General features: G+C 46.4%; 23 protein-coding genes. 15 read left to right on the plus strand and 8 right to left on the minus strand.

Going from position 1 to position 26235, the window contains the following annotated elements:
* Nucleotides 1-385 precede the first annotated feature (385 nt).
* Nucleotides 386-1411 (minus strand): acyltransferase, encoded by a 1026-nt coding sequence (locus KIV40_RS22415; RefSeq protein WP_228174994.1) that lies wholly within the window; start codon nucleotides 1409-1411, stop codon nucleotides 386-388.
* A gap of 254 nt (nucleotides 1412-1665) precedes the next feature.
* Here KIV40_RS22415 and KIV40_RS22420 point away from each other — a divergent pair, with 254 nt between their 5' ends.
* The gene (locus KIV40_RS22420) at nucleotides 1666-2256 is read left to right on the plus strand and encodes a TetR/AcrR family transcriptional regulator (protein ID WP_005428486.1); all 591 of its coding nucleotides are present in this window, start codon (nucleotides 1666-1668) and stop codon (nucleotides 2254-2256) included.
* A gap of 122 nt (nucleotides 2257-2378) precedes the next feature.
* Nucleotides 2379-3233: an alpha/beta hydrolase gene (locus KIV40_RS22425; protein ID WP_285351394.1), complete on the plus strand. Its 855-nt coding sequence runs from the start codon at nucleotides 2379-2381 to the stop codon at nucleotides 3231-3233.
* A 118-nt stretch (nucleotides 3234-3351) separates the two neighbouring features.
* Here KIV40_RS22425 and KIV40_RS22430 read toward each other — a convergent pair whose 3' ends face one another.
* Together KIV40_RS22430 and KIV40_RS22435 are read right to left on the minus strand one after the other, a co-directional pair.
* Entirely contained in the window at nucleotides 3352-5886 is a 2535-nt protein-coding gene (locus KIV40_RS22430) for a glycosyl hydrolase family 18 protein (RefSeq protein ID WP_285351395.1), read from the minus strand.
* A 370-nt stretch (nucleotides 5887-6256) separates the two neighbouring features.
* Nucleotides 6257-6760: a DUF2850 domain-containing protein gene (locus tag KIV40_RS22435; protein WP_285351397.1), complete on the minus strand. Its 504-nt coding sequence runs from the start codon at nucleotides 6758-6760 to the stop codon at nucleotides 6257-6259.
* Nucleotides 6761-6980: 220 nt separating this feature from the next.
* Here KIV40_RS22435 and KIV40_RS22440 point away from each other — a divergent pair, with 220 nt between their 5' ends.
* Nucleotides 6981-7265, plus strand: coding sequence for a pyrimidine/purine nucleoside phosphorylase (locus KIV40_RS22440; RefSeq protein ID WP_005428471.1), 285 nt, complete (start codon nucleotides 6981-6983; stop codon nucleotides 7263-7265).
* A 140-nt stretch (nucleotides 7266-7405) separates the two neighbouring features.
* Entirely contained in the window at nucleotides 7406-7687 is a 282-nt protein-coding gene (locus KIV40_RS22445) for a hypothetical protein (protein WP_005428352.1), read from the plus strand.
* A gap of 22 nt (nucleotides 7688-7709) precedes the next feature.
* Here KIV40_RS22445 and KIV40_RS22450 read toward each other — a convergent pair whose 3' ends face one another.
* Nucleotides 7710-8891, minus strand: a complete 1182-nt coding sequence (locus KIV40_RS22450; RefSeq protein WP_285351398.1) for a GGDEF domain-containing protein — start codon at nucleotides 8889-8891, stop codon at nucleotides 7710-7712.
* A 445-nt stretch (nucleotides 8892-9336) separates the two neighbouring features.
* Between KIV40_RS22450 and KIV40_RS22455 the strand changes: the two genes are divergently transcribed.
* From KIV40_RS22455 to KIV40_RS22495, 9 genes are all read left to right on the plus strand, one after another.
* Nucleotides 9337-10635, plus strand: coding sequence for a carbohydrate porin (locus KIV40_RS22455; protein ID WP_285351400.1), 1299 nt, complete (start codon nucleotides 9337-9339; stop codon nucleotides 10633-10635).
* A gap of 342 nt (nucleotides 10636-10977) precedes the next feature.
* Nucleotides 10978-11982 (plus strand): LacI family DNA-binding transcriptional regulator, encoded by a 1005-nt coding sequence (locus tag KIV40_RS22460; protein ID WP_012130281.1) that lies wholly within the window; start codon nucleotides 10978-10980, stop codon nucleotides 11980-11982.
* A gap of 22 nt (nucleotides 11983-12004) precedes the next feature.
* Complete coding sequence (locus KIV40_RS22465) at nucleotides 12005-13252, plus strand: ABC transporter substrate-binding protein (RefSeq protein WP_038888541.1); 1248 nt, start codon at nucleotides 12005-12007, stop codon at nucleotides 13250-13252.
* A gap of 63 nt (nucleotides 13253-13315) precedes the next feature.
* Nucleotides 13316-14305, plus strand: a complete 990-nt coding sequence (locus KIV40_RS22470; protein ID WP_285351403.1) for a sugar ABC transporter permease — start codon at nucleotides 13316-13318, stop codon at nucleotides 14303-14305.
* A gap of 1 nt (nucleotide 14306) precedes the next feature.
* On the plus strand, nucleotides 14307-15191 hold the full coding sequence (locus KIV40_RS22475) for a carbohydrate ABC transporter permease (RefSeq protein WP_012130277.1): 885 nt from the start codon (nucleotides 14307-14309) through the stop codon (nucleotides 15189-15191).
* A gap of 23 nt (nucleotides 15192-15214) precedes the next feature.
* The gene (locus KIV40_RS22480; protein WP_285351404.1) at nucleotides 15215-16564 is read left to right on the plus strand and encodes a GH1 family beta-glucosidase; all 1350 of its coding nucleotides are present in this window, start codon (nucleotides 15215-15217) and stop codon (nucleotides 16562-16564) included.
* Complete coding sequence (locus KIV40_RS22485; RefSeq protein WP_010648031.1) at nucleotides 16564-17658, plus strand: ABC transporter ATP-binding protein; 1095 nt, start codon at nucleotides 16564-16566, stop codon at nucleotides 17656-17658. The genes KIV40_RS22480 and KIV40_RS22485 overlap by 1 nt, the downstream gene beginning before the upstream one ends.
* Nucleotides 17659-17792: 134 nt before the next feature.
* Nucleotides 17793-18815, plus strand: coding sequence for a LacI family DNA-binding transcriptional regulator (locus KIV40_RS22490; RefSeq protein WP_012130275.1), 1023 nt, complete (start codon nucleotides 17793-17795; stop codon nucleotides 18813-18815).
* 211 nt (nucleotides 18816-19026) lie between these two features.
* A complete protein-coding gene (locus tag KIV40_RS22495) occupies nucleotides 19027-20367 on the plus strand; it encodes an MATE family efflux transporter (protein WP_012130274.1) in 1341 nt (446 codons plus the stop codon).
* Nucleotides 20368-20782: 415 nt separating this feature from the next.
* Here KIV40_RS22495 and KIV40_RS22500 read toward each other — a convergent pair whose 3' ends face one another.
* The gene (locus KIV40_RS22500; protein ID WP_228175002.1) at nucleotides 20783-22462 is read right to left on the minus strand and encodes an RluA family pseudouridine synthase; all 1680 of its coding nucleotides are present in this window, start codon (nucleotides 22460-22462) and stop codon (nucleotides 20783-20785) included.
* A gap of 194 nt (nucleotides 22463-22656) precedes the next feature.
* Between KIV40_RS22500 and KIV40_RS22505 the strand changes: the two genes are divergently transcribed.
* The gene (locus KIV40_RS22505; protein ID WP_285351408.1) at nucleotides 22657-23454 is read left to right on the plus strand and encodes a Cof-type HAD-IIB family hydrolase; all 798 of its coding nucleotides are present in this window, start codon (nucleotides 22657-22659) and stop codon (nucleotides 23452-23454) included.
* 101 nt (nucleotides 23455-23555) lie between these two features.
* Here KIV40_RS22505 and KIV40_RS22510 read toward each other — a convergent pair whose 3' ends face one another.
* Genes KIV40_RS22510 through KIV40_RS22520 form a run of 3 tightly spaced genes read right to left on the minus strand, consistent with a single transcriptional unit; the run spans nucleotide 23556 to nucleotide 25523 of the window.
* Complete coding sequence (locus KIV40_RS22510; protein ID WP_285351410.1) at nucleotides 23556-23960, minus strand: hypothetical protein; 405 nt, start codon at nucleotides 23958-23960, stop codon at nucleotides 23556-23558.
* A 10-nt stretch (nucleotides 23961-23970) separates the two neighbouring features.
* Nucleotides 23971-25062 carry a GGDEF domain-containing protein gene (locus tag KIV40_RS22515; RefSeq protein WP_012130270.1) on the minus strand — a complete coding sequence of 364 codons (1092 nt, stop codon included), beginning with the start codon at nucleotides 25060-25062 and terminating at the stop codon, nucleotides 23971-23973.
* Nucleotides 25059-25523 (minus strand): oxidoreductase, encoded by a 465-nt coding sequence (locus KIV40_RS22520; protein ID WP_041853500.1) that lies wholly within the window; start codon nucleotides 25521-25523, stop codon nucleotides 25059-25061. The genes KIV40_RS22515 and KIV40_RS22520 overlap by 4 nt, the downstream gene beginning before the upstream one ends.
* Nucleotides 25524-25804: 281 nt before the next feature.
* Here KIV40_RS22520 and KIV40_RS22525 point away from each other — a divergent pair, with 281 nt between their 5' ends.
* Nucleotides 25805-26176 carry a DUF805 domain-containing protein gene (locus tag KIV40_RS22525; protein WP_005428270.1) on the plus strand — a complete coding sequence of 124 codons (372 nt, stop codon included), beginning with the start codon at nucleotides 25805-25807 and terminating at the stop codon, nucleotides 26174-26176.
* Nucleotides 26177-26235 lie beyond the last annotated feature (59 nt).

The raw sequence follows: 26235 nt of genomic DNA on the forward strand, positions 1-26235 counted from the left end.
ACACACCCTAAGGGGTTAAGTGTGAGTAAGCTCGAATTAACGGTAGGAGTTTTGAATTGATGTAGCTTGCGCCACTACTTTCTGAGTGACGCAATGCTCGCCGCGCCAAATAGGATTACTGCAGCGTATAAACCATAAGTTAGCCAATGGCTAATTTCTAAAAAAGGAACGAGTCCTTGACCTGCCCACATACCGCCTCCGTTTAATGAGCATTTTGTTGATGTCAGACAAATCTAAATTAAATGAACAATGTTTTTTGTGAGTGAAAGCAAATTACAAAGTATTAGAAATGATAATTTTGATGAGTGAGAGAGAGCTCTCATTTTTATAAAGTCTGCACTAGCCAAAAAGTGGTAGTGCAGACCATACATAGCGCTGAATGGATTTAGCGCAGTAATAATTTTTTCAGTGGTGTTGCTTCAATGCCTTTCACAAGCAACAAGGTCACCACAATGGTTGCTGGGTAAATGAAGGCGTCTTTGGCTAAGTTTTCTAGCCCCAACATACCCGCTATGTTCATCATGATGATGATCACTAATAAGTGGCTCACGTAGATACCTAAAATGCTCGGGGACCACTTAAACACCCATGGCATATTGCCAAAGTTTGGATGGGCAAGAAGCCACATGAATACGCCCAAAGACCAGACAACAGTACCGAACAAAAAGTCGTGCGAGTTAAAGGCGATCTCATAGTTCATCAAGTAATAGGCTTCGGCGAAATGCAATGCCATACCAATAAGAATTAATCGAATTGTGTTGTTGCGAGACCATTGCCACTGGTGCTGTCTGGCTAGGTAACCAAGCACCACCAGTAAGGTACTGAAGAACGGACCATTACGAGTAAAGAATGGCGCTGGCAGATCGGTGAGTGTGACGTAGCTGCCTGCGAACACACCATAGATATAGAGCAATACCGCTGTTGGAAGTAGCAGTTGCATCATGCCGATTCGAACCAGAAACGCAATGATGGCTACAGCAATGATGAGTGCCGGAATGAACCATAGATGTACCAAGCCTCCTTCCAGTAACGAATTGATTGGGTTCGACATTAAGTAGCCCCAATAGCCTTGTCGCTCGGCGAGATAGCCTGCTTCTGCAACCACTTGCCAACGGAACGGCACCAACAGACAAATCGCACTCCAAACCAGCCATATCTTAAGCAAAGGCTTGGCATAGTCTTTCAGTGTCTCAACGGGATTCGTGCTGAGTTTCGGTTGAATGAGATAGCCGGAGATGAGGAAAAACAGTGGCACAGCAAAACGAGCTAGCTGGTTGAGGATATACCCAACCCAAGGCACCTCATCCCATTGCCAATAGGTGAGAGCCATCTGACAGTGAAGCCCTACGATCGCAAACATCGCGATGATACGAGCAAATTCTAAACTGGCAATTTTCTTTGTGGTTGCCATAAGTACTTACCTAAAAAAGTGAAAAATCGCTGCGAAATTAGCAGTTAATGACTCAGTTCTCGCGCTAAAAAGTCAACGGATGTGCATTTGGTGGTAACCAGTTTCTTAAATTCTGACTCACCTCAAATTTCGAAAACTCATATTCATTAGGTTACTCAATGTATTGCGATCATGAGTGTGTAAGTGGGTATAAATTGGTTTGACCAGTAAATTGAGGACTTGTAAAAAAGTACGATCGTGCTAAAAGTGTGTTTATGAAAAAAGGAAAAGTAACCAAAGAGCTGATACTGCAGCGTGCATTCCAACTCGCGAGTGAAAATGGGTTAGAGAGTCTCACTATTGGTGAGCTCGCTAAGCAGTGTGGTATGTCGAAAAGTGGCTTGTTTGCTCACTTCAATTCCAAGTTGAACCTTCAACTATCGGTGTTGGAATTTGCCAATCAAGTATTCGCTGAGCGCGTAATTGCGCCTGCGCGCGAGCTAGGCGATAGCAACATTGAGCGTAAAGTACGTGGCTTGTTGGATACTTGGATGACGTGGAATCACTCTTTTCAAGGCAGCTGTATGTTCCTTGATGCTTGGAATGACACCGCAGAAGAAGGTTGTGCGTTGCAAGCTGCATTACGTAAGTCGATTGATACGTGGTTGAATTATCTAGAAATTCAGATCAAGAAAGGCAAAGAAAACCAAGAGTTTGTCGCCGATTTAGACACGCGACAAGCGACCTTTGATTTATACGGGCAGTACTTAAGTGCACACGTATTTTACTCGATCAAAGGGCAAGAAGAGAGCCAGAGACTGTTCTGGCAGGGCATCGATAACTTGTTTACTCGATGGAAGCGCTAACCCCGCGGTAACGGGTATAGTAAAAGATTCAAAATGAAGAGCGACAAAGAGCGCTCTTTCTTATCAGCATAAAAAGCACGACCGTTCTGTTTTGTGCAAAGCTGATAGTTAAGGAAACGATCATGAGTGAGAAAATTTACTTCAATACTTCGCAGAAATTCAGTGTTAAACGCAGCTTGGTCAACATCAGTACCCGCCTGCATCACACGTTGGCGCCGTCACATGCAAAAAAGACCGCGCGTAAACTGTTGCTTACTCCCGCTCGTACTCAGCCAAGAAATGTCGAGCCACAGGGGCTTATCAAAAGCGAAGTGCAAGGTCATGCCGGTGCAATTAAAACCTATCAACTTGGTAGTGGCCCAGTATGGGTTTTGACTCACGGCTGGTCAGGGACTGCGAGCCAGTTCTACCCGTTGATGGAGCATATTGCGGCATCGGGTTACACCGCATTAGCGTACGATCATCCTGCTCATGGCGAGAGTGAGGGACAATACGGACATATTCCAGCGTTTGTATACGGTCTTGAAGATGTATTAGATTCTGTCGATGAGGTTGCAGGTTTGGTGGGGCACAGCATGGGTACCGCTTCAGCGCTAGAGTGCCGCCACAGTAAATTAGAAAACAAGCCTTTGCTGTTGATCGCGCCAGTGCTTAACTACGTTGAAAACCTATTTGGCAGCATTGCGCGTTCAGGTTATTCAATGAAGTTATTCAAAGCGGTGGTTTCGGAAGTGGAAGACCAGTTTGGCTACCCATTGCAATCAGTTGACCCAGAGAGGCGCTTAGCTGAGCGAGAAGCAAAAACTATTATTGTTCATGATGAGCAGGATAAGTTCACCAAACACAGCGTCTCTGCTAAAGCGGCGGACGAGATTGAACGAGTGGAACTGTTTACTACGCAGGGCCAAGGCCATGGTCGTGTGATGAAGTGTGATGAGGTATTCCAGAGTTTCGACCGTTTAATTGAAGCGAGCTGATGATTAAAGAGTGTTGAATAAACTCTGTGAGAACAACAAAGGACAGCCGAAGCTGTCCTTTTCTTGTTTTAACAATATTCAAAGCGAGTGATGTTGAATCACAACAACTTAGCAGTGCTTAGTTACAGTTAGCTGTGCCAACTTCTTTCCAAACACCCCATTCGCCAGACTTGCTAGGATCTTGACCTTGTGTCCACCATTTAGCTTCCCAAGTTTTACCTGCGTGCGTTACTTGGTCACCGCCTGTGTAAATAGCCGTTGCATCCCATGCGTTAGTACAAGTGCCACCACCTGTGCTGTGCTTAGATACAACAACGGTTGCACTTGCTGAAGACGCTGCCTGACCATCGCTTACGCTGACAGTGAAGCTTAGGCTTGTGTCTTGTGGGTATTCTGCTGCTGTGAACGTCACTTTCGCACCGTTAACCGTTGCGTTTAGACCTTGAGGTAGCGTCCAATCAAACGTTAGCGTGTCGTTGTCAGCGTCGCTAGAAGCCGAAGCATCAATCACAACTACGTTACCAGCTTTCGCTGTTGCTGGAGCTGAAACTTTTGCAATTGGCGCTGTGTTATCAACGGTACCTGTTGGTTTAACCGTTACCACAACAAGATCAGAAGCGGTTGCGCCTTTCTCATCGGTTACTGTTAGTTTGAACGTTAGCTGTTCTTCTGCAGTCACTTCCGCTACATCAAAGCTTGCTGTCGCAGTGTTCGCGCCAGATAGAGCTACTGCAGTACCTGATACTTGCTCCCAAGCGTAGCTTGCGATTGTGCCATCAGAATCAGTTGAGTTGCTGCCATCAAGAACAACACTTGCAGGACCTGTTACTGCTTGGTCTGCACCAGCTGCTGCCGTTGGTTTACGGTTTGGTGGAACAACCACACCACCGGCCATGCCTTCGTGCATTGCGTTAAGGATGTCGCCGTTATCTGCATCAATTTCCCAAGAGAATAGACCAGCTAGACCCAGAGATTTCGCGTAGTTGCCTTTTGCCAATACAGAGCGGTGATCGTCAAATGTAATCAGTTCACCCGTTGAACGGTTCCACACCCAAGGTGCTTCTGCTAGCTCGTCGTAACCGTATTCGAAGCCGTTGATACCAGCGTTGTTCGCACCTAGCATGAATGACTTAATGCCTTTGTAGTCAATCACGCCATCTTCCCAAACGCCTTGAGTCGTGCTGCCTTTCAGTTTACCTGTCGCAGTACCTGTCATTGGGTCGTTTGGATCCGTCAGCGTATCTGGTGTTACGCCTTCCCAACCACGACCGTACATTGCAGTACCCAGAACCAGTTTGGTCGCAGGAACGCCTTGCGCGAGTAGAAGTTGGATGCCGTTGTCAGCCGTGTAAGCCGGGCCTTTGTACGGTTCGCCGTTTTCATCAACGCCGCTACCATCACACTGACCAGGACGCATGAATGAGCCACAGTAAAGTGCTGTTTGGTGACCAGGAACGTTGTTCCAACCGCCGTAGAAGTCGTAAGTCATCGCGAAGATGTAGTCCATGTACTGCACAGCATCTGCGTAATCAACGTCTTCAATTTTGTCGTAACCAACGCCAATTGCTGAAGTTAGCTCGTAGGTACGGCCTGTTTCCGCTTCTAGGTCATCCAGCATTGCACGCAGTTCACGCATCAACGCGATGTAAGCTGGGCCATCGTTCACTGGGTCGCCTTTATCTGCTGCAGCACCGCCGCCACCAGGGAATTCCCAGTCAATATCTACACCGTCGTAGAACTTCCACGTTTTCAGGAATTTCTTAACTGACGCGACAAATGTGTCACGGTTTGTCTTATCAACGAAGTCGTAGAATGGGTCAGAAAGTGTCCAGCCGCCGATAGATGGGATGATTTTTAGATCTGGGTTACGTTGCTTCAATGCCATTAGCATTGCGTAGTTACCCTTGATCGGTGTGCTGTATTCGTGACCAGCTTGAGCAAAGCTCTTCTGGTACGCTGCCCATGGGTCATGGATAACCACTTCGTAGTCATTCACACCGCGACAGGCAGTTTGTAGAGCGTTGAAGCTGTTACCACCAACTGATTTCACCGACTCGTTTGGACCACAGATTGGGATAAAGCCGTAAAGGATGTGAGTCAAGTTGTCGACAGGCATGTTATCAACCGTGTAATTACGGCCGTAGATACCCCATTCAACAAAGTAAGTACCCATCACGACACTTGGGTCTGTGTTGTAGGTTTTGTTGTTTGGGTCAACATTCATGGTTAGAGGCGGTAAGTGAGAACCGTCAGTATCCGCGATAGTGATCTCTGCTGGTGCGCTCTTAGCACAACCAGTTGCGTCACATGCTTCGATTTCCATTTGGTACAAGCCACCTTGGCCGTATTCAAATGATGCCGTTGTTTGGCTACCAGTGATAGGGCCTGTTGCCACTTTTACGCCATCAAAGTAGATGTTGTAAGTGTCGCCAGAAGTGCCACTCCACTGATTAAATTTCACGTTGATCTTAGCTAGCTCATGGTACTTAACCATGTCGTTGTAGCCAGATGTGGTTTCCATTGCCAACTCAATTTTAGAAAACTGCAGGTTGTTGGAACCGTACATATCGATACTTGGTGCGGTTGGAGCCGCATTTGCAGCGCCAGATAGTGCTAGGGCAACCCCAGCTGCACATAGGTTAAATCGAATCATAACTTCTCTCTCAATCCTTGAATTCATGTTCATTAACGAACATAAGCTGCTCCTGCGACAGAAAAGACAACCAATTCACACACTGTGCAAAAGCATCCCCTTGAGCATTTCAGAGGCTTATTTTTTTTCAAAAAAAAATAAATCAACTTTCGACCGTGTTACCTAAATCTCACTACAAGAAACATAAATTTGCAGTGAAAATTCAATATTGAGCCAATATTTTATAAATATTTTGCATGCACTTAATTAATTGCTTACTCAGTTCGTACTCGTTATTTTGCGAGTGAAATTAAACTTTTACTTTGTAATAGAGTTGGTTACGACAAAAAGTGTTTGTTTTGTATACAGAAGAGGAGTGATGGATAAAAGGCTACTTGCGGCCGAAGTGTTCACTTAGAGCGGCACGACGTTTGGAAGCCGCCCCAGTTTCTGAGCCTTGAACTGTGTGCTCGAAGCCTTTGAGAATAAATCTCTGATCGGGAAAGCGAGGTTCAATACGGCGTATTTGTGGGGAGAGGTGAGAACCTGACAACTGATACTCGGTTTTACCCAAGCCTGTGTTCAGAGTGATGACTTTGCCATCAAACTCAAATTGAGTGGCGATCAAACGGTGATTGCGAAAGACCCCGTTGGAAGTAAAGGAAAGGTGCTCGGTTTGATTAGGTGGGGCACCAATTTCAATCCATTCGCCATAGATTTTATCGCGATCGATGTAATCCAAATAAGAGGCATAAAGTAGATAACTGATCACGCCAAACAACGTGCACCCAAACAGAGCAAAACCTCCTTTGATGATTTTGAGCTGATGACGAGCCCAAAGTGAGGGTTGCGGTTCCGGTTTCTGCTTGCGCTTACGGCCTGTGGTGTTAGTCATGATCCCTGCTTACTTTCCTTTTCCATAATGGTGAGAAGCTTGAGCCGCAAAAACAAACAATCTCGTATTTAATACGGTGAAACTATGATCTGATGTCCACTTTTACATTCCGAAACACAGTTATTGATAAGTTAGCTTTTCAGTAAAGGTCAATTTAGATGCTTGAGTCGCAAACCGAAACAGGGTAAAAAAGAGCTGATTTTTGATAAGGAAACCAATAATGAGTATTAAGGAAAACAGTTATTTTGCTGGTGGCGTTAAGTCGCTAGGTTTTAACCAACAAGGGCAGGATGTCAGTGTTGGGGTAATGTTGCCAGGTGAATACACGTTTGGCACTCAAGCGCCAGAGCGTATGAGTGTGGTCAAAGGTGCATTGATCGTTAAGAAAGCTGGCGAGGTTGATTGGGTCACTTACAACACCGGTGAGTTCTTCGAAGTAGAAGGAAATTCATCGTTCGAGCTGCAAGTAAAAGATGCAACCGCGTACTTGTGTGAGTACCTATAAGCAATAAATCGAATTGAAATGAAAGCCACCTTCGGGTGGTTTTTTTATGCATGTTATTCAGAATCAAAGGTTTTTAGCAACAGGCCGCTAACTTTTGTATATACTAAGGGTAGGCACACCCATCGTTCAAGGAGGAAGTGATGGCAGTACAACGTAAACATTCCGATCTCCCTCCTCGCTATGAAGCGACGGAGTTTACAACAGAGCAAAGGCATCGCTTTACTAAAGTGGCCAATGCGGCTCAAAAGCGCCGTGCTTTTTACAAGCGAGCCATTGAAAGCAGCTTAGTTGGAAAGATGAAAGAGCGCGCACTTAAGCCTGTTCTTGTCCCACGAGATGATAAACCAAGAAAAATTGGCCAAGTGATCTGGCTTATCACGTTTTTGCTTGTCGGTTTATGGGCGATGTATATGTATTCCTGAGCCATGTTCGAGTGATTCACTCTTACAAGCTGGCATCTCGTTGTAATGAAGTCACATTGCCCATTCCGCCAACCAACGAATGCCTTTGATGGCGTAACTCTTCTGCATTTGAGCAATGTTCGTAATACGCATACTGGTTTTTGCCAGTATGCTTTGCGGCGTACATGGCTTTGTCTGCACAGCGAGTGAGCTCAGATAAATCCTTAGCATCTTGGCCATAAATTGCAGCTCCCACACTCATGGTCAACTCATTGATATTGTCTTCCGTCTGATAGCCTTTCTGAAACAGGTTTACAATACGATCAAGGATATTATCTAGGTCCTTCTTGCAGCGCACATCGTAAAGCATCAACACAAACTCATCTCCCGCAAAGCGAGCGATCGAATAATCGTGTTTGTCCGTCTTTCGGTCTTTGTTGCGAATATTGTTTTTCAAGCGAGTCGCAAAGTGTTTTAAAACGCGATCGCCCACATCATGGCCGTAGTTGTCATTGATGTGCTTAAAGTTATCAATATCGAGGAAAACCAGTGCAGTGACCGTATTATTCTGAGTTTGATCTAACTCTTCCAGTTTCGCGCGCGCCCAAGTCTCAAAGCTCCAACGGTTAGCGAGCCCCGTTAATTGGTCTAGGTATGCCAGTTCCTCAATGCCTTCACGATAAAGCGTTTGGATGTAGTTCACGACCTTGGAGTAGTAGTAAGAGAAGGTATGGCAGACAAAACAAATGGCCACAAGGGTGAACATAAAGCGGCGTTCAGTCATCTCACTGGCGGTAGGTACACTCTCTAAAAAGGTCAAATCGAAAAAGATGATGAGAGAATATGTCACGCTAAACAGCAGACCGACCTTGAACTCGTTAATCAAGATGATGGCAGCCACAATCGGATAGAGCCAAAGTAATCGACCGGAGGGCGCATCGCTATATAGGAGCAGTAACAGCCCATCGAACATCAATACGCCTGTGAGCAACAAATCGGCGTATTGGTGGTGACCACGTACTTTGATCAGGTAGCTGATGGTTAAACATGCCAACGCACATACTCCGATGAGTAAGCTGAGCCCCCAGTTGCCTTCAAGATAGTGCAGTACAGAGCCATAGGTTAGAAATGCAGTGGCGATGCTAGAACAGAGAAAAACGATCTTCTTTCTTGTCGATCGGATATCCGCCATTTCCTCTAGGCGTGCTCCGGCCAATTTCGACATTGTGTATCCCTACTTTAGACTTATCTGAAGCTTATTCTAGGTCGTAATTAAGTATTAGATGGAATAGCAAAGTCCTTATTTGTGATATGAAGCATGTTTGTTATTTATGCGACTGATTGAATTTGTAAGAAATTTACGAGTTATGAAATCTTTCAGAATCATGAAATGTTTCATTTATTTGTGATTGAACAGCACGTTCTTAGGACAAATTAACGTGATAGCAATTAAACAATTCTGTGAAATGAAAGCGATTTCAAATCATGCTAGAAAAATCATGATTTTCTATCTTTATGTTTTTAATGAGTAAAACCCTCTTTTTGTTTCATGCGTTGTTTCATGTCACTTTCTTAACCATTGTGGTGTGAAGCCGTAGCGGCTTTTCAATGCTTTCATTCCTTAATATTCCTTTCGAGATAACAATACATACAAATTTTAGGGATATCACATGAAAAGCTTTAAAGTTTTACCTCTCTCTATTGCGGTGGCCGCTTCGCTTGCTTCTTTACCTTCTTTTGCTGCTGATGCCGATGTGGAGGCATTAGAAAAACGCATCCAAGAGCTGGAAACAAAGCTGGAAACGGGTTACGTATACGACCAACAACCAGCAGTGTTATCTGCAGAAACGGAAGTACCGTTGGGTATCGTATTCTCTGGTTACGCTCGTTATGGTGCGGGTTATCAAGGTAGCGATGCATTAACAGTCGGTACGGCAGGTGCATTGAACTCAAATGCGACAGGTCGTTTAGGTAACGAACAAAACGGCGGCGAATTCCAGTTAGCAAAAGCATTCAAGAGCGACGGTGGTGCGATTTGGGATTTGGTATTCATGTTAGATCATTGGGCAGACGCTTCATGGGCTGACGATGGCGGCGTGAACGTGAAGAAGATGTACGCTGGTGCCGCGAACTTGTTTGAATCCCAGCCTGATTTGTATGTGTGGGCTGGCCGTGACTTCCACCAACGTCCTCAAACAGACCTAAATGACTACTTTTGGATGATGCACGATGGTCAAGGTGGTGGTTTCTATAATTTAGATCTAGGCGGTGTGAAGTTTGACTTTAGTGCAGTCGGCCAAGTGGAAGGCGATATGGTTGGCGATAACGGCCGCTATGCGCTGACCAGTAAATTACACGGTATCAAGCTTGGTGAATCTGCTGACTTGAGCATTTACGCCAACTACGGTTTTGCGTCTGATAAGCTGAAAGACGAAGACGTAGGTGATGTGACCGCTTACCAAGTGGCAGGTGAACTATCTGCTGCAGGCCAGCGTTTGATTGTTCGTTACTCTGACAACGCGAAAGACAGTGTGTTTGATTTAGCAGAAGATCAAACCGCACTATTAGTGAGCTTTGATGGCAGCACGTCAATCACTGACAAAGCGGGCATTCAATATTTAGCTGCTTACCAATCTTTGGAAGTAGAAGGGGATGAAAGCCGCGTAAACTACAACGCGATTGTGCGCCCGACTTACCAATGGAACGATATCCACTCCACGTGGCTAGAAGCAGGCTATAGCGTGGTTGATTACGATGACATCGATGCAACGAATAGCTCTTGGAAAATTACGCTATCGCAAAACATGGCTATCGGTCCTGAAACTTGGTCCCGTCCAATGCTGCGTTTCTACGCAACAGTGGGTAATGCAGATAACGAGTACACAGGTTTTGATTCTGTGACTGGTGAGAAGATTGCAACCGATGTTGACACAGTAACGGTTGGTGCAATGTTCGAAGCGTGGTGGTAAGCCACACCTAGTTAACTACTGTCCATGTAAAGATGGTAAACACTTAAGGCAGAAGTATCAGGTGTTTACCATCCATTCATCTCTTAACCCTTATATTTTTGCCTCCCTCGTGGAGGCTTTTTTTTGGTTAAAAGGAGGCGACCTGTGTTGTCTCATGAAACAGTTTCATGGATGAAAAGAAAACTGCAAGTAGCCTCATTATTTATCAAATTACTCAATTTAGCCCCAAACTTGTTGTGAACATACTCACGCTAACCATCTACTGGATATTGAATAATGCGTCCATGAAAGCGGTTTCGGAGTGTTTGAAACTTGCGATGTGGAGTCATTAAAGAGGTTGATGTGGCGACGATTAAAGATGTGTCTGAATACGCTGGCGTTTCTCAAGCGACCGTTTCTAGAGTCATTAACGGCACTTGCCGCGTTAGCCATGACAAAAAGCTTAAAGTCGAAAAAGCGATCAAAGAGTTAGGATATCGTCCAAACTCTATTGCACAGGCATTAGCCTCAAGCCGCACTGGCAGTATTGGCATTATCGTTCCTGAACTAGGTGGTCCATTTTATTCGGGCATCTTACATAGCATTGAAGAGCGCTTACGCCGCATGGGTTACCACGTGATAGTGACGGCGGGATCGAATACGGAACAAAGCCAGCGAGAATCGGTAGAGTTTCTGCTTGGTCGCCGTGTTGATGCGATGATTCTGCACACACAAAGCCTTTCTGATGATTATCTGATCGACCTCGATAACAAAGGGATTCCAGTAGTGCTGGTTAACCGATACATCCCTGAAATGGCTCATAGCTGTATCGAGATCGATAACGAATTTGGTGGCCGAATGGCGACTGAATACTTGTTGCGAATGGGGCATCGTAACATTGCATGTATTACCGGACCTCTGGACAGATCTGACGCACGGGGGCGTCTACAAGGTTACCGCAAGGCTCTTGAAGAAGCGGAAATTGCGTATGACGAAGCGTTAGTGTCCGAGGCCGGTTTTACAGAAGAATCTGGTATCAGTGCGATGCGCAAATTGCTTAAGCGTGAAAGCGGTTTCACTGCAGTGTTTGCTTGTAATGATCACATGGCGTTTGGTGCTTATGAAGTCTTGAAAGCAGAAGGTATGCAGGTGCCAGAGCAAATCTCTCTCGTAGGATTTGATGACATCTTGTTTGCTCGCTATCTCACGCCAGCCCTTACCACGGTTAACTTCCCGATAGAACAGATGAGCGCAGAGGCGGTACAACTTGTCATCCAAGCGCTGAACAAGAACAAACGTGATGTGAACTTCAAACTCACTCCTACCCTAGTGCCAAGAAGTTCGGTCAAGGAACTCAATACTCTCTAGAACAATAATTAAGGACAACAACATGAAACTCAAAACTTTGACGCTTGCCATGACGGCTGCACTTGGTGTTGCTGCAACGGTAAACGCTGCCGATGAAACTAAAATCCGCTTCGATGGTTTTCCTGACTTCGATAGCAGCTTAAAAGTGCTGTTGCCAGATTTCGAGAAAGAGACCGGCATTAAGGTTGATTACCTAATGAACAACCACGGTGACCACCATACGAAGCTGACAACCAACTTGGCGACGGGCTCTGGTGCAGGTGATGTGATTGTTGTCGATGTAGAAAAGATTGGCCCATTCGTGGCGTCAGGCGGTTTGGTTAATCTGTCTGAGAATTATGGCGCTGATAAGTACGCAGAAAGCTTTGCTCCTTACGCATGGGCGCAAGGCAAAGGTGCCGACGGTGATGTTTACGGCATGCCTGTCGATCTCGGTCCTGGTGTTATGTACTACCGCACAGACATTTTCGAAAAAGCGGGCATTGATGTTAACGAAGCGATCAAAGATTGGGATTCTTACATTGCAGCAGGTGAAAAACTTAAGCAGCAAAATGTTCAACTAATCGCTTCGGCAGCGGATGTGGCACAAGCGATCATCTTCACCACAGTTCCTGAAGGTGAAGGTCTGTACTTCGACAAAGACGGCAACCCAGTCGTGACTTCTGAGCGATTTGTGCACGCGTTCGAAGTGGCAAAAGAAATCCGTGACAAAGGCTTGGATGGTCGCATTCTAGCGTGGTCAAACGAATGGTACGAAGGCTTCCGTAACGGCACATTTGCGACTCAGCTTTCTGGTGCTTGGCTACTTGGTCACCTAAACAACTGGATTGCGCCAGAAACAGCAGGCAGCTGGGGCGTGTCTAACCTTCCTGATGGTATTTACGGAAGCTGGGGCGGCTCATTCCTATCGATTCCAACCCAATCTAAGCACCAAGATGAAGCGTGGAAGCTAATTGAATACATGACAACCAAGCGTGAAATTCAGCTTAAACACTTCGAAACCATTGCAGCATTCCCTGCGAACACCACGACTTACGACGACCCAATGTTCGAAGAGAAAATCGAATTCCTAGGTGGTCAGCAAGCGCGTCTATTGTTTGCTGAAGTGGCGCAGAACATCAAGCCAGTGGCACCAGCGAAAGGCGATCACGTTGCTCGTTCTATCATCCTAGAGAATGCACTGATGGAAGTGTTGGATGAAGGTAAAGACATTAAGACTGCGCTTAAAGAAGCAGAGCGCATGATCAAGCGTCGTACGCGTAATCTGTAATTTTTTGCCAATACTTAAGGCAGGAAGGGGGCATGTCCCCCTTCTGGGTAAGAGGTCGTTACTATGAATCATGCAGCGAGCAAGGTTATGGAAACTCCAGAAAGTAAGGGCACTTTTTCTCGTCTGAATTTGAAAGCGCTTACACCTTATGGATTCCTATTGCCGTTTTTGATCATCTTTTCAGTGTTCGGAATTTTTCCGTTGCTGTTTTCTATTTTTCTTTCTTTTCATGAGTGGAACCCAGTCGAGGGTTTGGGCGCTATGGACTATGTGGGGTTCGAAAACTACCACATTGCACTGACAGACCCGTGGCTGTGGCGCTCATTGAAGAACACGCTTTGGCTAGCGATCACATCAGGCGTGGCTCAACACTTAGTTGCCTTACCTGTGGCGTACATCTTGGTGTCGCTGGGTGACCGTTTCCGTCATTGGTTGACGTCGGCTTACTTTCTACCGTTCATCACATCTACGGTGGCAGCGTCGCTTATCTTCTTCAATATGTACTCACCAAACTCGGGCATCATCAACCAAAGCTTGATGGCACTGGCAGACAGTACCTTGTTTGGTTGGGCATTCTCTTGGGTGAACGACTTCCAGCCAATCCGTTGGTTAGATGACGCGACCATGGTTAAGCCTTCCATCGCCATCATGGTGTTCTGGAAATACACCGGTTTCAACATCGTGCTTTACACCACTGGCTTGATGACGATTCCGAGAGACATCCTAGAAGCGGCTCGTATGGACGGCGCAAACGCATGGCGTCGATTCTGGAGCATTTCACTACCAATGATTCGTCCATTCATCTTCTTTGCGGTCACCATGACCATCATCGGTAACTTGCAGTTGTTCGAAGAACCATTTGTTCTGACGCGCGGTACTGGTGGTACGGGTCAGTCTGGCTTAACCATCTCTATGTACCTCTACAAAGTGGGTTGGGAATGGTTAGAAATGGGTACAGCGTCAGCAATTTCATGGCTGCTCTTTACCTTGATTGCAGGCTGTACAGCGGTTCAATTCTTCTTCTTCGGTAAGAAAGGTCTAGGGGAGCAATAAGATGAGTACTAACACTTTACCTGCGGCGCAGCGTTGGCGACCTAGCGATCGCAGCATCGAGATCTTTACCAAGATACTGATGGTGATGCTCGGCACTGTGTTGGTGGTGTCTGCCATCATGACTGTGTTCCCATTCATTTGGTCGGCGTTGCTATCGACGCGTGACCGTACTGAAATCTTCGGCACAGGCATCAGCTTTGCGATTGGTGACAGCCTTGCGGTGAACTACGCAAAGCTACTGGAAATCATGCCGTTCTGGCAGGCGATGTTTAACTCCATCTACATCGCGTTCCTAGGCACCACGATTTCACTGCTGTTTTGTAGCATGGGCGGCTATGCGTTTGCAGTCTACAAGTTCAAAGGCAAAAACGTGCTGTTTGGTATGTTGGTTGGCTCGATGATGATTCCACCTGTACTGAGCTTGATCCCGTACTTCATGATCGTGAAATTCCTCGGCTTGCTCGATAACCACCTTGCGGTTTGGTTACCGTTCACCACCACGCCATTTGGCATCTTCTTGATGCGTCAGCACGTGGTGGCATCGATTCCGAAAGAGCTGTTAGAAGCGGCGAAGCTCGATGGCGCGGGTGAATTTAGAACTTACTGGAGCGTGGTATTGCCACTGATGAAACCGGCGCTCGCAACCCTAGCAATCGTGCAGTTTGTTTTCTTCTGGAACATGTTCATGCAGCCACTTGTGGTACTGACAACGCCAGAAAACTACGTGATTACGCAGGCACTGCGAAGCGTGCAGGGCATTCCGAATACGCCGTGGGGAGCGGTGATGCTCGGAACCACCATCTCCATTTTACCGTTAGTGATTACTTACTTATTTGCCTCAAAACAGATGATCAGCGGCTTGACCTCTGGTGCCGTCAAGGGCTAAGCGAAACAAAAGGTTTTATAACAATGAATAAATTCCAACTACCACAAGATTCAAAATTACGTAGCCCAGAGTTCTTATTTGGTGTCGCAACCTCTTCTTATCAGATTGAGGGTGGTGCTCAGCTAGGTGGTCGTACGCCTTCGATTTGGGACACGTTTTGCAATAAGCCAGGCGCAGTTGATAACGCAGATAATGGCGACGTGGCATGTGATCACTTCCATTTGTGGAAGCAAGACATTGAGATGATTCAAGGTTTGGGTGTGGGCGCTTACCGTCTATCGATGGCGTGGCCGCGCATCATCCCTGAAGATGGCAAAGTGAATGAAGAAGGTTTGAAGTTTTACGAGCAAATCATCGATGAGTGTCACGCTCGCGGTTTGAAGGTTTTCGTTACGCTTTACCATTGGGATCTACCGCAATACCTAGAAGACAAAGGCGGTTGGCTAAACCGAGAAACGGCTTACAAGTTTGAGGAATACGCGAAGGTAGTTAGTGCTTACTTCGGTGATAAGATTGATTCATACGCGACATTGAACGAACCGTTCTGCTCTGCTTATCTGGGCTACCGTTGGGGTGAACATGCTCCTGGCCTTAAAGGCGAGCGTGAAGGTTTCTTGTCTGCGCACCACTTGATGCTGGCACATGGTTTGGCGATTCCACACATGCGCAAGAACGCACCAAATGCGATGCACGGTTGTGTGTTCAATGCGACACCTGCTTACCCATATGGCGAGGCAGATATCGGTGCGGCAGAGTACAGCGATGCGGAAGGTTACCACTGGTTTATGGACCCGGTATTAAAAGGCGAATATCCGCAGCTTGTGGTAAAGCGCCAATCGCACAACATGCCAATGATTCTAGAGGGCGATCTCGACATCATCCAGACCGATTTGGACTTTATCGGCATTAACTTCTACACCCGTTGTGTTGTGCGCTACAACGAACATGGCGATATTGAAACGGTACCTCAACCAGAACAAGAGCACACATTCATTGGTTGGGAAATTCACCCGCAAGCACTGACAGATTTGCTTCTGCGTTTGAATGACCGTTACCCGAACTTGCCACCACTTTACATCACAGAAAACGGCGCAGCAGGCGATGATCATTGCATTGAAGGCGAAGTGAATGATGAGCAGCGCGTGCGTTACTTCCAGCAGCATCTAGTAGCGTTGGATGCCGCGATTAAAGTGGGTGTGGATGTGGATGGTTACTTCGCTTGGAGCCTCATGGATAACTTTGAGTGGGCTTACGGTTATAAGCAGCGCTTTGGCATTGTTCACGTGGATTACCAAACGCAAAAGCGCACCTTAAAAGCGAGCGCAATTGCTTACCGTAATATGCTGCTAGACCGAGCAGAGGAGAACCAGTAATGGCAAAAGTCGAATTCAAAAACATCAAGAAATCCTACGATGATGTCGAGGTAGTGAAACACTTCGACTTCACGGTGCAAGATGGTGAGTTTGTGGTTTTCCTTGGTCCATCGGGCTGCGGTAAGTCGACTACGCTACGAATGCTGGCGGGCTTGGAAAGCATCACTGGCGGTGAGATTTACGTTGGCGATAAGTTGATGAACAAAATCGATGCCAAAGACCGCGATCTTGCCATGGTGTTCCAAAGCTACGCGCTTTACCCACATATGACGGTATACGAGAACATCGCTTTTGCACTCAAACTGAAAGGCATGCCAAAAGACCAAATCGACGTAGAAGTGCGTAAAGCGGCGAAGATGCTTGAACTGGATGCACTGTTGGATCGCAAACCAAAAGAGTTGTCTGGTGGTCAACGCCAACGTGTTGCCATGGGGCGTGCCATGGTTCGCACGCCTAAGGTGTTCTTATTTGATGAGCCATTATCGAATCTGGATGCCAAACTGCGTGGCGTGATGCGTGAGGAGATCAAGCAGCTGCATCGTGAGCTGAAAACCACCACGATTTATGTGACTCATGATCAGATTGAAGCGATGACATTGGCTGACCGCATCGTGATTCTTAAAGACGGTTACGTGGCTCAAGTCGGCACACCGACAGAAGTGTTCCAACGTCCGGCAAACAAGTTTGTGGCGCAGTTCATTGGTAACCCATCGATGAACATGTTGGACGCCAAGCTGATTGGTGAAGAGGGCAATTGGGAAGTCGAACTGGGTGATGTTCGTATTCCTCTACCAGAGCGTTTCAAAGCACACGCATCGAAGAATTTAGCGCTGCACTTTGGTGTTCGTCCTACCGACATCCATTTGCGTTCCGAACAAGTCGACCACGACCGCGTGTTGCCGTTCCCAGTCAAAATCAAAGACAAGGAGCTATTGGGCGCGAGTATCCTACTGAAAACAGAAATCGCAGGTCAGCCGCTTATGGTTGAAACACAAGCGGCAGAAGTAGATGTGGATACGCTGACTCTGTACTTGGATTTGGATGCGATTCACCTATTTGATGCACTGAGTGAAAAATCGCTTGCGACATTCTAAATCCCCGATATGAAAGCCAGTGCGCGCTTGCGTACTGGCGACTTATCTAGCTCTCATTTCCCATATCAAAATGTTGTCGCGTCTCCCGCTGCAAATTATATTTTTGTTATTAGCTTGCTGGGGAAATTCCTACAATGAAAAAGAAGAAAAGAGCGGCATCCATCTATGATGTTGCCAAGTTGGCAGGTGTGTCACCGAGCACCGTATCACGTTTCCTCAATCGCACGACCTTTGTCTCTGATGATAAAAGCCAAAACATAGAAAAAGCGATCAAGTCACTGGGCTATAAGCCAAATTATCAAATGGGTCAGGGCACTAACACGCGTTCTATGACCATTGGCGTTCTTATCCAACACCCAGAAAGCCCGCACTCCAGTCGTATCCTTAATGATATGGAAAAGGTTCTGAATACTCAGGGTTACTCGTTGGTGATTGCGACGGGGCATTGGCAGCGTTCATTGGAATCGCATTCTTTGGAGTATTTGGCGAAGAGCAATGTCGATGGGGTCATCATTGTAACGGGCAGTTTGACGGAAGCGCAGATACTGGAATATGCAGAGCGAATTCCGGTTGTTGCAGTTGGATACAATGTCATTGGCGATAAGGTTCGATCCATAAATATAGATAATGTATTGGGCGGATACATGGCGACACTACATTTGATGCAACAAGGTCATGTGAACATCGCTCATATCAAAGGTCTTTTGAATCAACCAGATGCGGTGGCTCGCTTTGTTGGTTACAAGAACGCTCTGCAAGAGGCAGGCATTAAGGTGATGCCAAAATTAGTCAAACAAGGTGATTTCAGCAGTGAGTCTGGTTATCAAAAAACGGTGGAATTGCTCGAATCTAAAGTGCATTTCTCTGCATTGTTTGCTGCCAATGACCAAACGGCTTATGGGGCGATCAAGGCTCTGCATGACCACGACGTTCGTGTGCCAGAGGATGTGTCTGTGATCGGCTTTGATGACTTGCCGACCTCACAATATTTCACGCCAGCACTTACGACACTGAGACAGCCGATTGAAGAAGTTGGAGCCATTTGTGCCGAGTCCATACTCAATTTATTGAGTGGTCAAAGGCATGAAGTGCGTCTACCTCCGATCGATCTGATTGTCCGCCAATCAACGGTGTCTAAGTTCCGCCAATCAAGTTGAGATAAGTCGCCAAACCCATTAGAAAATATTTTCCGAAACTCGACGAAATCTTGTTGTATTTGTGACCAAACTCCGTCTAGAATTCGCGCCTGCATTTTGGTGGTTAAGTGCACAATTATCAAAATAGCCAAATTCTAAGGAATCTAATTTTTTGAACTGCCTCACAGTTATCTGTGGGGCAGTTTTTAGTTGTAGGAAAGGTCCCAAACACATGCCTAAAAGCCAGAATATCAACCAACGTATGTCCATCGTGGCATTGGCTTGGCCGATACTTGTCGAAATTTTGCTACGGACGGCTTTAGGAACCAGTGACGTATTCATGTTGAGTGGTTACTCAGACAAAGCCGTGTCTGCGGTTGGGGTAATCACACAGTTAACGTTTTTCCTGATCATCGTTTCTACCTTTGTCAGCAGCGGCACGGGTATCTTGATCGCGCAATACAATGGCGCAGGGCGTGAGAAAGACTCCGTTGATGTCGGTGTTGCCAGTATCGCTTTGTCGGTGATTGTAGGTGCTTTCTTGAGTGTGCTGGCCGTGATTGGCGCGGTGTTCTTTTTGCCGTATTACGGGCTAGAGGCTCAAGTTGAGCAGTATGCGCGTGAATATTTGCTTATCAGCGGTGCGATGACATTCAACGTCACCATCGGTATTGTCTTCACCACGATTCTACGTAGCCACGGTTATTCACGCTCGCCAATGGTCGTTAACCTAATTTCTGGCGTGTTCAACATCATCGGTAACTACATTGCGCTGTATCAGCCGTTTGGTTTGCCTGTGTATGGCGTTGAAGGTGTTGCAGTGGCGACAGTCGTGAGCCAAGTAATCGGTACATTATTGTTGGGCCTGATTTTGAAACGCAGCAGCATCGAACTGCCAATGTCTAAGCTTAAACAAGTGCCGAAAGATGTGTTCAAGAAGATCCTAAAAATCGGTGGCATGAACGCGGGTGAAGTGCTGTCATACAACATGGCGCAAATCTGTATCGTCTACTTTGTGGTGCAAATGGGCACCTCTTCGCTCGCGGCATTTACTTATGCACAAAACATCGCGCGTTTCTCTTTCGCGTTTGCGCTAGCGATTGGTCAGGCGGCTCAAATCCAAACGGGTTACTACATTGGTAAAGGTTGGGTAAGCAGCATTCTGAAACGCGTGCAGATCTACTTCTTGGTCGGCTTTGCTGCATCAACGGCGGCAACGTGTTTGATTTACCTGTTCCACGAAGAGATTTTGAGCGTGTTTACCGATCAGCCAGAAATCTTGGCATTGGCAGGTGCCTTAGTGATGGGGTCTATCGTGTTAGAAGCTGGCCGCGTGTTTAACTTGATCTTCATCTCGGCACTGAAAGGCGCTGGTGATATCAAGTTCCCAGTACAGATGGGGATTCTCAGCATGTGGGGCCTGGGTGTGGTGTTCTCTTACATCTTGGTTATTCACTTGGGCTACGGCGTGATTGGTGCGTGGATGGCGATTGCTTTGGATGAATGGGTACGCGGCATCATCATGGCAAGACGTTGGCGCTCTCAAGTATGGACGAAGTTTAAAGTAAGCTAACTTCTGTTCACAAAAAACCGAGATTCCAGACATCTCGTTCCTCGATTCTGGAATGACAATGTTTAGTTATGGTGATTTGAAACCTTGTTCTATAAAGCGTCATTCCCGATAGCGACGGAGGAGCGCAGTCGGGAATCTCTTGCTCGCTCTTTACGTAAAAAAGGCGCTGTAACTCAGCGCCTTTTTGCTATCTGCTTTTCACGTGGAGTTACTTTAAATTGAGATGCCAGATATCTCGTCCCTTAATTCTGGAATGACAATGTTTAGTTATGGTGATTGGAAACCTTGTTCTATAACGCGTCGTTCCCGATAGCGATGGAGGAGCGCAGTCGGGAAACTCTTGCTCGCTCTACACGTAAAAAAGGCGCTGTAACTCAGCGCCTTTTTGCTATCTATTCTGCATGGATAAGCCGCTTTAAAACTCACACTCTGCTTGGAAACACATGCGCTCCTTGCTGTATGGATGGTCCAACTCCAACATCTCCGCATGCAAATGCAGGCGATTAGCTTTTTCGCCATACAAGCCGTCGCCAACCATCGCCATGTTCAATCCCATGTGGTGCGCGCTGTGTACACGTAGCTGGTGGGTTCGTCCTGTTTTCGGGTACATGTACACCTTGCTACGTCCATCTTTCACTTCAATCAACTGCCAGTAAGTTTCAGCAGGTTTACCGTGTTCAAAGCATACCAGTTGACGTGGACGGTCATCCGGATCGCCACGCATCGGTAGCGAGATTTCACCTTCAGGCTCGGTTAATACACCTTCTAGCAGTGCCATGTAGCGCTTTTGTACACCGCGAGTGATGAACTGTTTTTGCAGGCTCTTGTTTGCTCGTTTGGTTAAGGCAAATATGAGAATCCCCGACGTCGCCATATCTAAGCGGTGAATCACGAACGGCCCTTCGACATCTGGGAACATTGTTTGCAGGCGTGTGTACGCCGAATCCTTGATGGTTTTGCCCGGAACGGAAAGCAGGCCCGAAGGCTTGTTGACGATCACCATGGCTTCGTCTTGAAACAGAATTTCCAGCTCTTTATCTTCTGCCCAGTTCTCTGCTAATGGGTTTGGTTCCACATCCAAGCCTTGCAGCATATGCCCCAAAATAGGTTGGCATTTGCTGTTGCAAGATGGGTAGAATTTCTTGTGCTGACGCACTTCAGATTTCGGCGATACGCCCCACCAAAACTCCGCCAATGCAAGTGGCTGATAACCATGTTTGTACGCGAACTGAAGCAGTTTTGGCGCCGCGCATTCTCCCGCACCCGCTGGTGGTACTGGATTGGTGGTCGGAGCAAAAATGTCCACCAAATCGCGCTCTGCGCCGTGGTTATCCAAGAAGCGGTATTGTTGATGCAGTTTGTGCTGTAGCACGTTAGACAAGTCTTTGCGCTGCTCTTTAAGTTCTGCCAGTTTTTGTTCTAGCTCGGCTAAGCGCGCTTCTTTGATTGCCAGCTTTTCATCCCAAGCTTGTTTGAGGTACTTGAGTACATTCTTCTCAGCGACGCTTTGTTTACCCAAATCATCCAGTAGCGCTTTTAGATCTTCTGGATTCAAGGTTTGCTCGCCTTGCTTACGTTGCTGTTTTCGTTCTGCACGACCGGCAATCATCACTTGGCGATGGGCATTTTCTTCTTGCTGATACGCTTCGCGGTAGGCTTTGATTTCTGCTTTCAGTTGTGCCAATTCTGGGTTGGTAGCAAAGGCTTTGTATTCCGCGTTCGCAGCATTGATAGCATCTGTCTCACCTCGGAAGAAGCCTTCTTCTGTCAGCATGTCGAATACGGGCGGAACAAAACCCGGAAGCAAGTTTTGATCGGCAATCTTGCCAGAGAAAGCACTGAAGTAGCCAAGCTCACCTTGCGGGTTACGTACTAGCAAAACACCGAACATTTTACCGCGTCCGTTTTGCTCACCCTCAAGACCGAAATCGTGTTCGAAATCAGTTTGTGTCATTAGGTGCTGCTGCAATTGCTCGGCAGCCAACACACATAATGGGTGAGGCGTGTAGTAGAACGGAAACGTAAACTGCGCTGGCAAGTCGTAGCCAGAAATATCCGCAGTAAATCGAGTAAAGCATTGTTCAGGCGAGTGCATGAGAGTGAGTCCGCGCGAAATAAAAATCGAGCACGGATTGTACCTGTTTTGGCTGTGATTGCTATCTTGAGCCTAGCTTACCTTGTTCAATTCAGCTTGAGATTCACCCAATATCCTGTACCTTAGCGTGATTGTTTTTTGCAGCCGTTTTCATTCGCAGAGTGACCTGTGCTGCTTATTTTTGAGTTGAAGTCATGTCACAAGCTAGCATCAAATTTATTGCCACCGATATGGATGGCACCTTGCTTGACCAATATGGTCGTTTAGACCCTGAGTTCTTTGATCTGTTTTTGCAGCTAGAAGAGAAGGGCATTTTGTTTTCGGCAGCATCGGGTCGTCAGTATTACAGTTTGCGCGATACGTTTGCACCGATTCAAGATCGTATGATTTATGTGGCGGAAAACGGCACCTTGGTGATGTATCAGGACAAAGAGTTATACAGCTGCACCATTCCAAAGTCGGAAATTGATGCGATCATTCAAGCGGCTCGCGAAATTGAAGGTACGCACCTAGTGCTGAGTGGAAAGCGCTCTGCATACATCGAAACTCAAGACCCGAAAGCGTTGGAGGAGTTCCAGAAATACTACCACCGTTGTGAATACGTGCCAGATTTATTGGCCGTAGATGATGAATTCATCAAGGTCGCGATTTGTCATTTTGGTGGCTCGGAAGAGTTAGTGTACCCAACCATGAAAGCGAAGTTCGATGACACGCATCAAGTGGTGGTGAGTGCGAAGATTTGGCTGGATGTCATGAATGCTGAAGCATCAAAAGGTGCGGCCATCAAACATCTTCAAGAAACCATGGGTTTTGGTCCTGAAGAGACCATGACGTTCGGTGATTACCTGAATGACCTAGAGATGCTGCAAGTGAGCAAGCATTCCTACGCGATGGAAAACGCGCACGAAGCGGTGAAGAAAATCGCACGCTTCTCAGCACCAAGCAATCGTGACTCTGGCGTAATGAAAGTGATCAAAGAGAAAGTGCTGTAATTTCTGCCTCGCCAATTTCGAACATAAAAAAGCCCCGCTGCTTAGTGAGCGGGGCTTTTGTTTATCTGAAGTTCAGTATCTGAAGCTAAGTATGCGTCTAATCAGCGGACGTATTTCGCTGTCGCGCTGACAAACCAATGTTGCAACTTGCCATCTGGGTTCTCTACCCACAGGTCGTTATGGTAGCGGTAGATGCGACCATTCACGGTGAGGGCTAGCGTGTTGTCACCGGTTTGCACCATGCGAATAAACTGATCAGAAGTCACCAAAAACGGTTCCAAATCATCCGTGCTTGCGCCTTTGTACACGACAAAGTAACCAAACATGTTACCCGCGTCAGGGTCTGTAGAATGAATGCGATGGCCAACCAGCGTGTAGTTGCCGTTGAGTGCTTCTTCGAGAGTTTTCGCACCTACAGTTTCGTGCGATGGGATAAACACCCAAGCCAGCACACCTATCGCGATCACTAGCAGTAATAGCACTGCTCGCATGAAGTTTTTCATCATGGTTATCCGTTTAACGTTGGAATTTCATTTTGTACATGCGCTTATCCGCTAAATTGATCAGGAAGTCAATGTTGTCGGTGTCTTGCGGGTAGCATGCCGCGCCGAGGCTGGTTGATAGAGAGCTTGCTTGGTCAGACGCAAAAATAGGCTTCTCAAACACCACATGAATGTGACGCTTCGCTTCTTCGATATCTTGTTTAACCGTTGAATTAATCACGACTGCAAATTCATCTCCACCCATTCGATAGACTTTAAAGTTATCCAGAGCCATATGCTTCAAGCGCTCGGCGACTTCGGTCAATGCGATATCACCCGCTTGGTGTCCTTGCGTATCGTTAATGTTTTTAAAACCGTTCAAATCAAGCAAAAGCAGGGAAAAGGTCGTTCCTGACTCCTGCTTGTTTTGTAGGTCAATAAACAAAGCGCTTCGGTTAGCCAAGCCGGTCAGTGAGTCGCTTAATGCAAGCGCTTTGTGGAACTTCGATTCTTGTTTATAGAAATACGTCATTAAGGCTACCGTGATAACGAAAATGCCTAGCAACAGGTATTGCGCTTGAAGTAGGTCATAGGCCTGTTTCTGTTGCTGCTTATAAAGCGGGCTCGCGACACGGAAGTGCTGGGTAACGTAATCAATCATCTCCATATAGAGGTTTTGTGTTGCGCGATAAAACTGACTGGCCGCAACGCTGTTACCTGTTTTGGCTTCGACTAAAATGGGCTCAAGCTGCTTAAAGCGGTCAAACAAGGAAATAAAATACACACGAACCTCTTCTCGGGAGAGGAAAGAATCAGCTTCTTTGTTATGAATCAAAAGGTCAAAGCGGCTCCAGGCGAGTTCGTATTGTAATTCGGCGCTATCAAAATTATTGATGCTTTCGTTTAGGCGCCTAGCTTCGCCAACCAGTTCCGATAACTCTTTGGATAAATGAAATAAAAACCAAGTCGCTTGGTTTTGTTGATCCGAATAGGTTTTGGTCAGTGCGCGCGTTGCCTGCAGTAGCACGATATTGGCGACCAGCAGTGTGGAAGCAAAAATCAGAAGTAAGGTTTTGCTTCGGGATGAAAAAGGTCCCTGCTTGGGAACGTTGGGTTGTACTTTCATTCTTCTTCTTTCGTACTGATCCTATTGATTTGCCAAACCATTTGGGAGTGGTAGTAACTGACATCAAGCTCTGGGTATTTTGTGACTGGGTAGATCAGCCAATATGGTCCCTTATTGCGAACCTTGATGTAATTATGGTCTTGTTTATACGCAATGATAGGTTGGTAACGAAGGATGTCTTCACGTGAAATATAGGAATAGTAATCATTCATTGCCCTTACTTGGACGTGCTGAGGAACTTCACCGAGTGTGTGCTGTAAAAGTGTACTGAGTTTTACGCCATTAAACTCGGCGGGCTTTTCAAGCCAAGGCAGAGCGGTGGTATAAGTGGTTTGAGGCATCGACTCAAGGTCTGACAGTGCCACAACGATATTGGATTTTTCTAAACTGCTAAACTGTATCGTGTTTGCAAAAAGTATGGGTGCAAACAAAAGTAAAGCGAGTACTACTGTTTTTCTCATCTTGTGCCCTTTGAAGTTATTGCCCTTGTTTCGGCAAGATCGCGTCATAGAATCGATCTGCTGAAATCTCGGTTATATAGTTATTAATAATAGAGCCAACTTGATGAATTTATATAATACGTTATGGGTGAAAAGTAACCGTTGGTGGAATATACGTCAAGGTTAATAGCAGAGTTAAAAATACAACTATTGAATGAATATGTTGTTTCGCTCATTTTGTGCGCATTTTGCATTGTGTTGTCTAACTTTCGCGACACTTTCATCTCATTAGGAGAGACGATATGTTTGATTGGTACTACAAAGTTATCCTCAATTATACCAACTTTAGTGGTAGGGCAAGACGCCAAGAGTATTGGTACTTTACATTAGTCAATGTGTTGGTTAATTTGGTGATGGGGATCATCGATCGGGTGATTGGCAGTGTGATGCAAATGGACAATTTTGGCTTCTTCGGTGTGATTTATGCGCTGTTTATTATGATCCCGTCGATCGCGGTGACTGTACGTCGTCTACACGATTCAGGAAGAGTTGGTTGGTGGGCGTTAATCGCTTTTGTGCCAATCATCGGTATTTTGGTGCTGTTGTACTTCTTGATTCAAGACAGTGAAGAAGGCTCGAACCAATACGGCGCGAACCCTAAATATCAGTCGTGATAATGACAGACGTGATGGCGGCTGCTTTGATGGTTTGATTAGAGTGGGCTTAGATGCCT

Source organism: Vibrio sp. D173a (assembly GCF_030248475.1).

Excerpts from the sequence above, each read along its gene's own strand:
- KIV40_RS22415 (WP_228174994.1), bottom strand. The coding sequence starts at position 1,411 with ATGGCAACCACAAAGAAAATTGCCAGTTTAGAATTTGCTCGTATCATC.
- KIV40_RS22420 (WP_005428486.1), top strand. The coding sequence starts at position 1,666 with ATGAAAAAAGGAAAAGTAACCAAAGAGCTGATACTGCAGCGTGCATTC.
- KIV40_RS22425 (WP_285351394.1), top strand. The coding sequence starts at position 2,379 with ATGAGTGAGAAAATTTACTTCAATACTTCGCAGAAATTCAGTGTTAAA.
- KIV40_RS22430 (WP_285351395.1), bottom strand. The coding sequence starts at position 5,886 with ATGATTCGATTTAACCTATGTGCAGCTGGGGTTGCCCTAGCACTATCT.
- KIV40_RS22435 (WP_285351397.1), bottom strand. The coding sequence starts at position 6,760 with ATGACTAACACCACAGGCCGTAAGCGCAAGCAGAAACCGGAACCGCAA.
- KIV40_RS22440 (WP_005428471.1), top strand. The coding sequence starts at position 6,981 with ATGAGTATTAAGGAAAACAGTTATTTTGCTGGTGGCGTTAAGTCGCTA.
- KIV40_RS22445 (WP_005428352.1), top strand. The coding sequence starts at position 7,406 with ATGGCAGTACAACGTAAACATTCCGATCTCCCTCCTCGCTATGAAGCG.
- KIV40_RS22450 (WP_285351398.1), bottom strand. The coding sequence starts at position 8,891 with ATGTCGAAATTGGCCGGAGCACGCCTAGAGGAAATGGCGGATATCCGA.
- KIV40_RS22455 (WP_285351400.1), top strand. The coding sequence starts at position 9,337 with ATGAAAAGCTTTAAAGTTTTACCTCTCTCTATTGCGGTGGCCGCTTCG.
- KIV40_RS22465 (WP_038888541.1), top strand. The coding sequence starts at position 12,005 with ATGAAACTCAAAACTTTGACGCTTGCCATGACGGCTGCACTTGGTGTT.
- KIV40_RS22470 (WP_285351403.1), top strand. The coding sequence starts at position 13,316 with ATGAATCATGCAGCGAGCAAGGTTATGGAAACTCCAGAAAGTAAGGGC.
- KIV40_RS22475 (WP_012130277.1), top strand. The coding sequence starts at position 14,307 with ATGAGTACTAACACTTTACCTGCGGCGCAGCGTTGGCGACCTAGCGAT.
- KIV40_RS22480 (WP_285351404.1), top strand. The coding sequence starts at position 15,215 with ATGAATAAATTCCAACTACCACAAGATTCAAAATTACGTAGCCCAGAG.
- KIV40_RS22485 (WP_010648031.1), top strand. The coding sequence starts at position 16,564 with ATGGCAAAAGTCGAATTCAAAAACATCAAGAAATCCTACGATGATGTC.
- KIV40_RS22490 (WP_012130275.1), top strand. The coding sequence starts at position 17,793 with ATGAAAAAGAAGAAAAGAGCGGCATCCATCTATGATGTTGCCAAGTTG.
- KIV40_RS22495 (WP_012130274.1), top strand. The coding sequence starts at position 19,027 with ATGCCTAAAAGCCAGAATATCAACCAACGTATGTCCATCGTGGCATTG.
- KIV40_RS22500 (WP_228175002.1), bottom strand. The coding sequence starts at position 22,462 with ATGCACTCGCCTGAACAATGCTTTACTCGATTTACTGCGGATATTTCT.
- KIV40_RS22505 (WP_285351408.1), top strand. The coding sequence starts at position 22,657 with ATGTCACAAGCTAGCATCAAATTTATTGCCACCGATATGGATGGCACC.
- KIV40_RS22510 (WP_285351410.1), bottom strand. The coding sequence starts at position 23,960 with ATGATGAAAAACTTCATGCGAGCAGTGCTATTACTGCTAGTGATCGCG.
- KIV40_RS22515 (WP_012130270.1), bottom strand. The coding sequence starts at position 25,062 with ATGAAAGTACAACCCAACGTTCCCAAGCAGGGACCTTTTTCATCCCGA.
- KIV40_RS22520 (WP_041853500.1), bottom strand. The coding sequence starts at position 25,523 with ATGAGAAAAACAGTAGTACTCGCTTTACTTTTGTTTGCACCCATACTT.
- KIV40_RS22525 (WP_005428270.1), top strand. The coding sequence starts at position 25,805 with ATGTTTGATTGGTACTACAAAGTTATCCTCAATTATACCAACTTTAGT.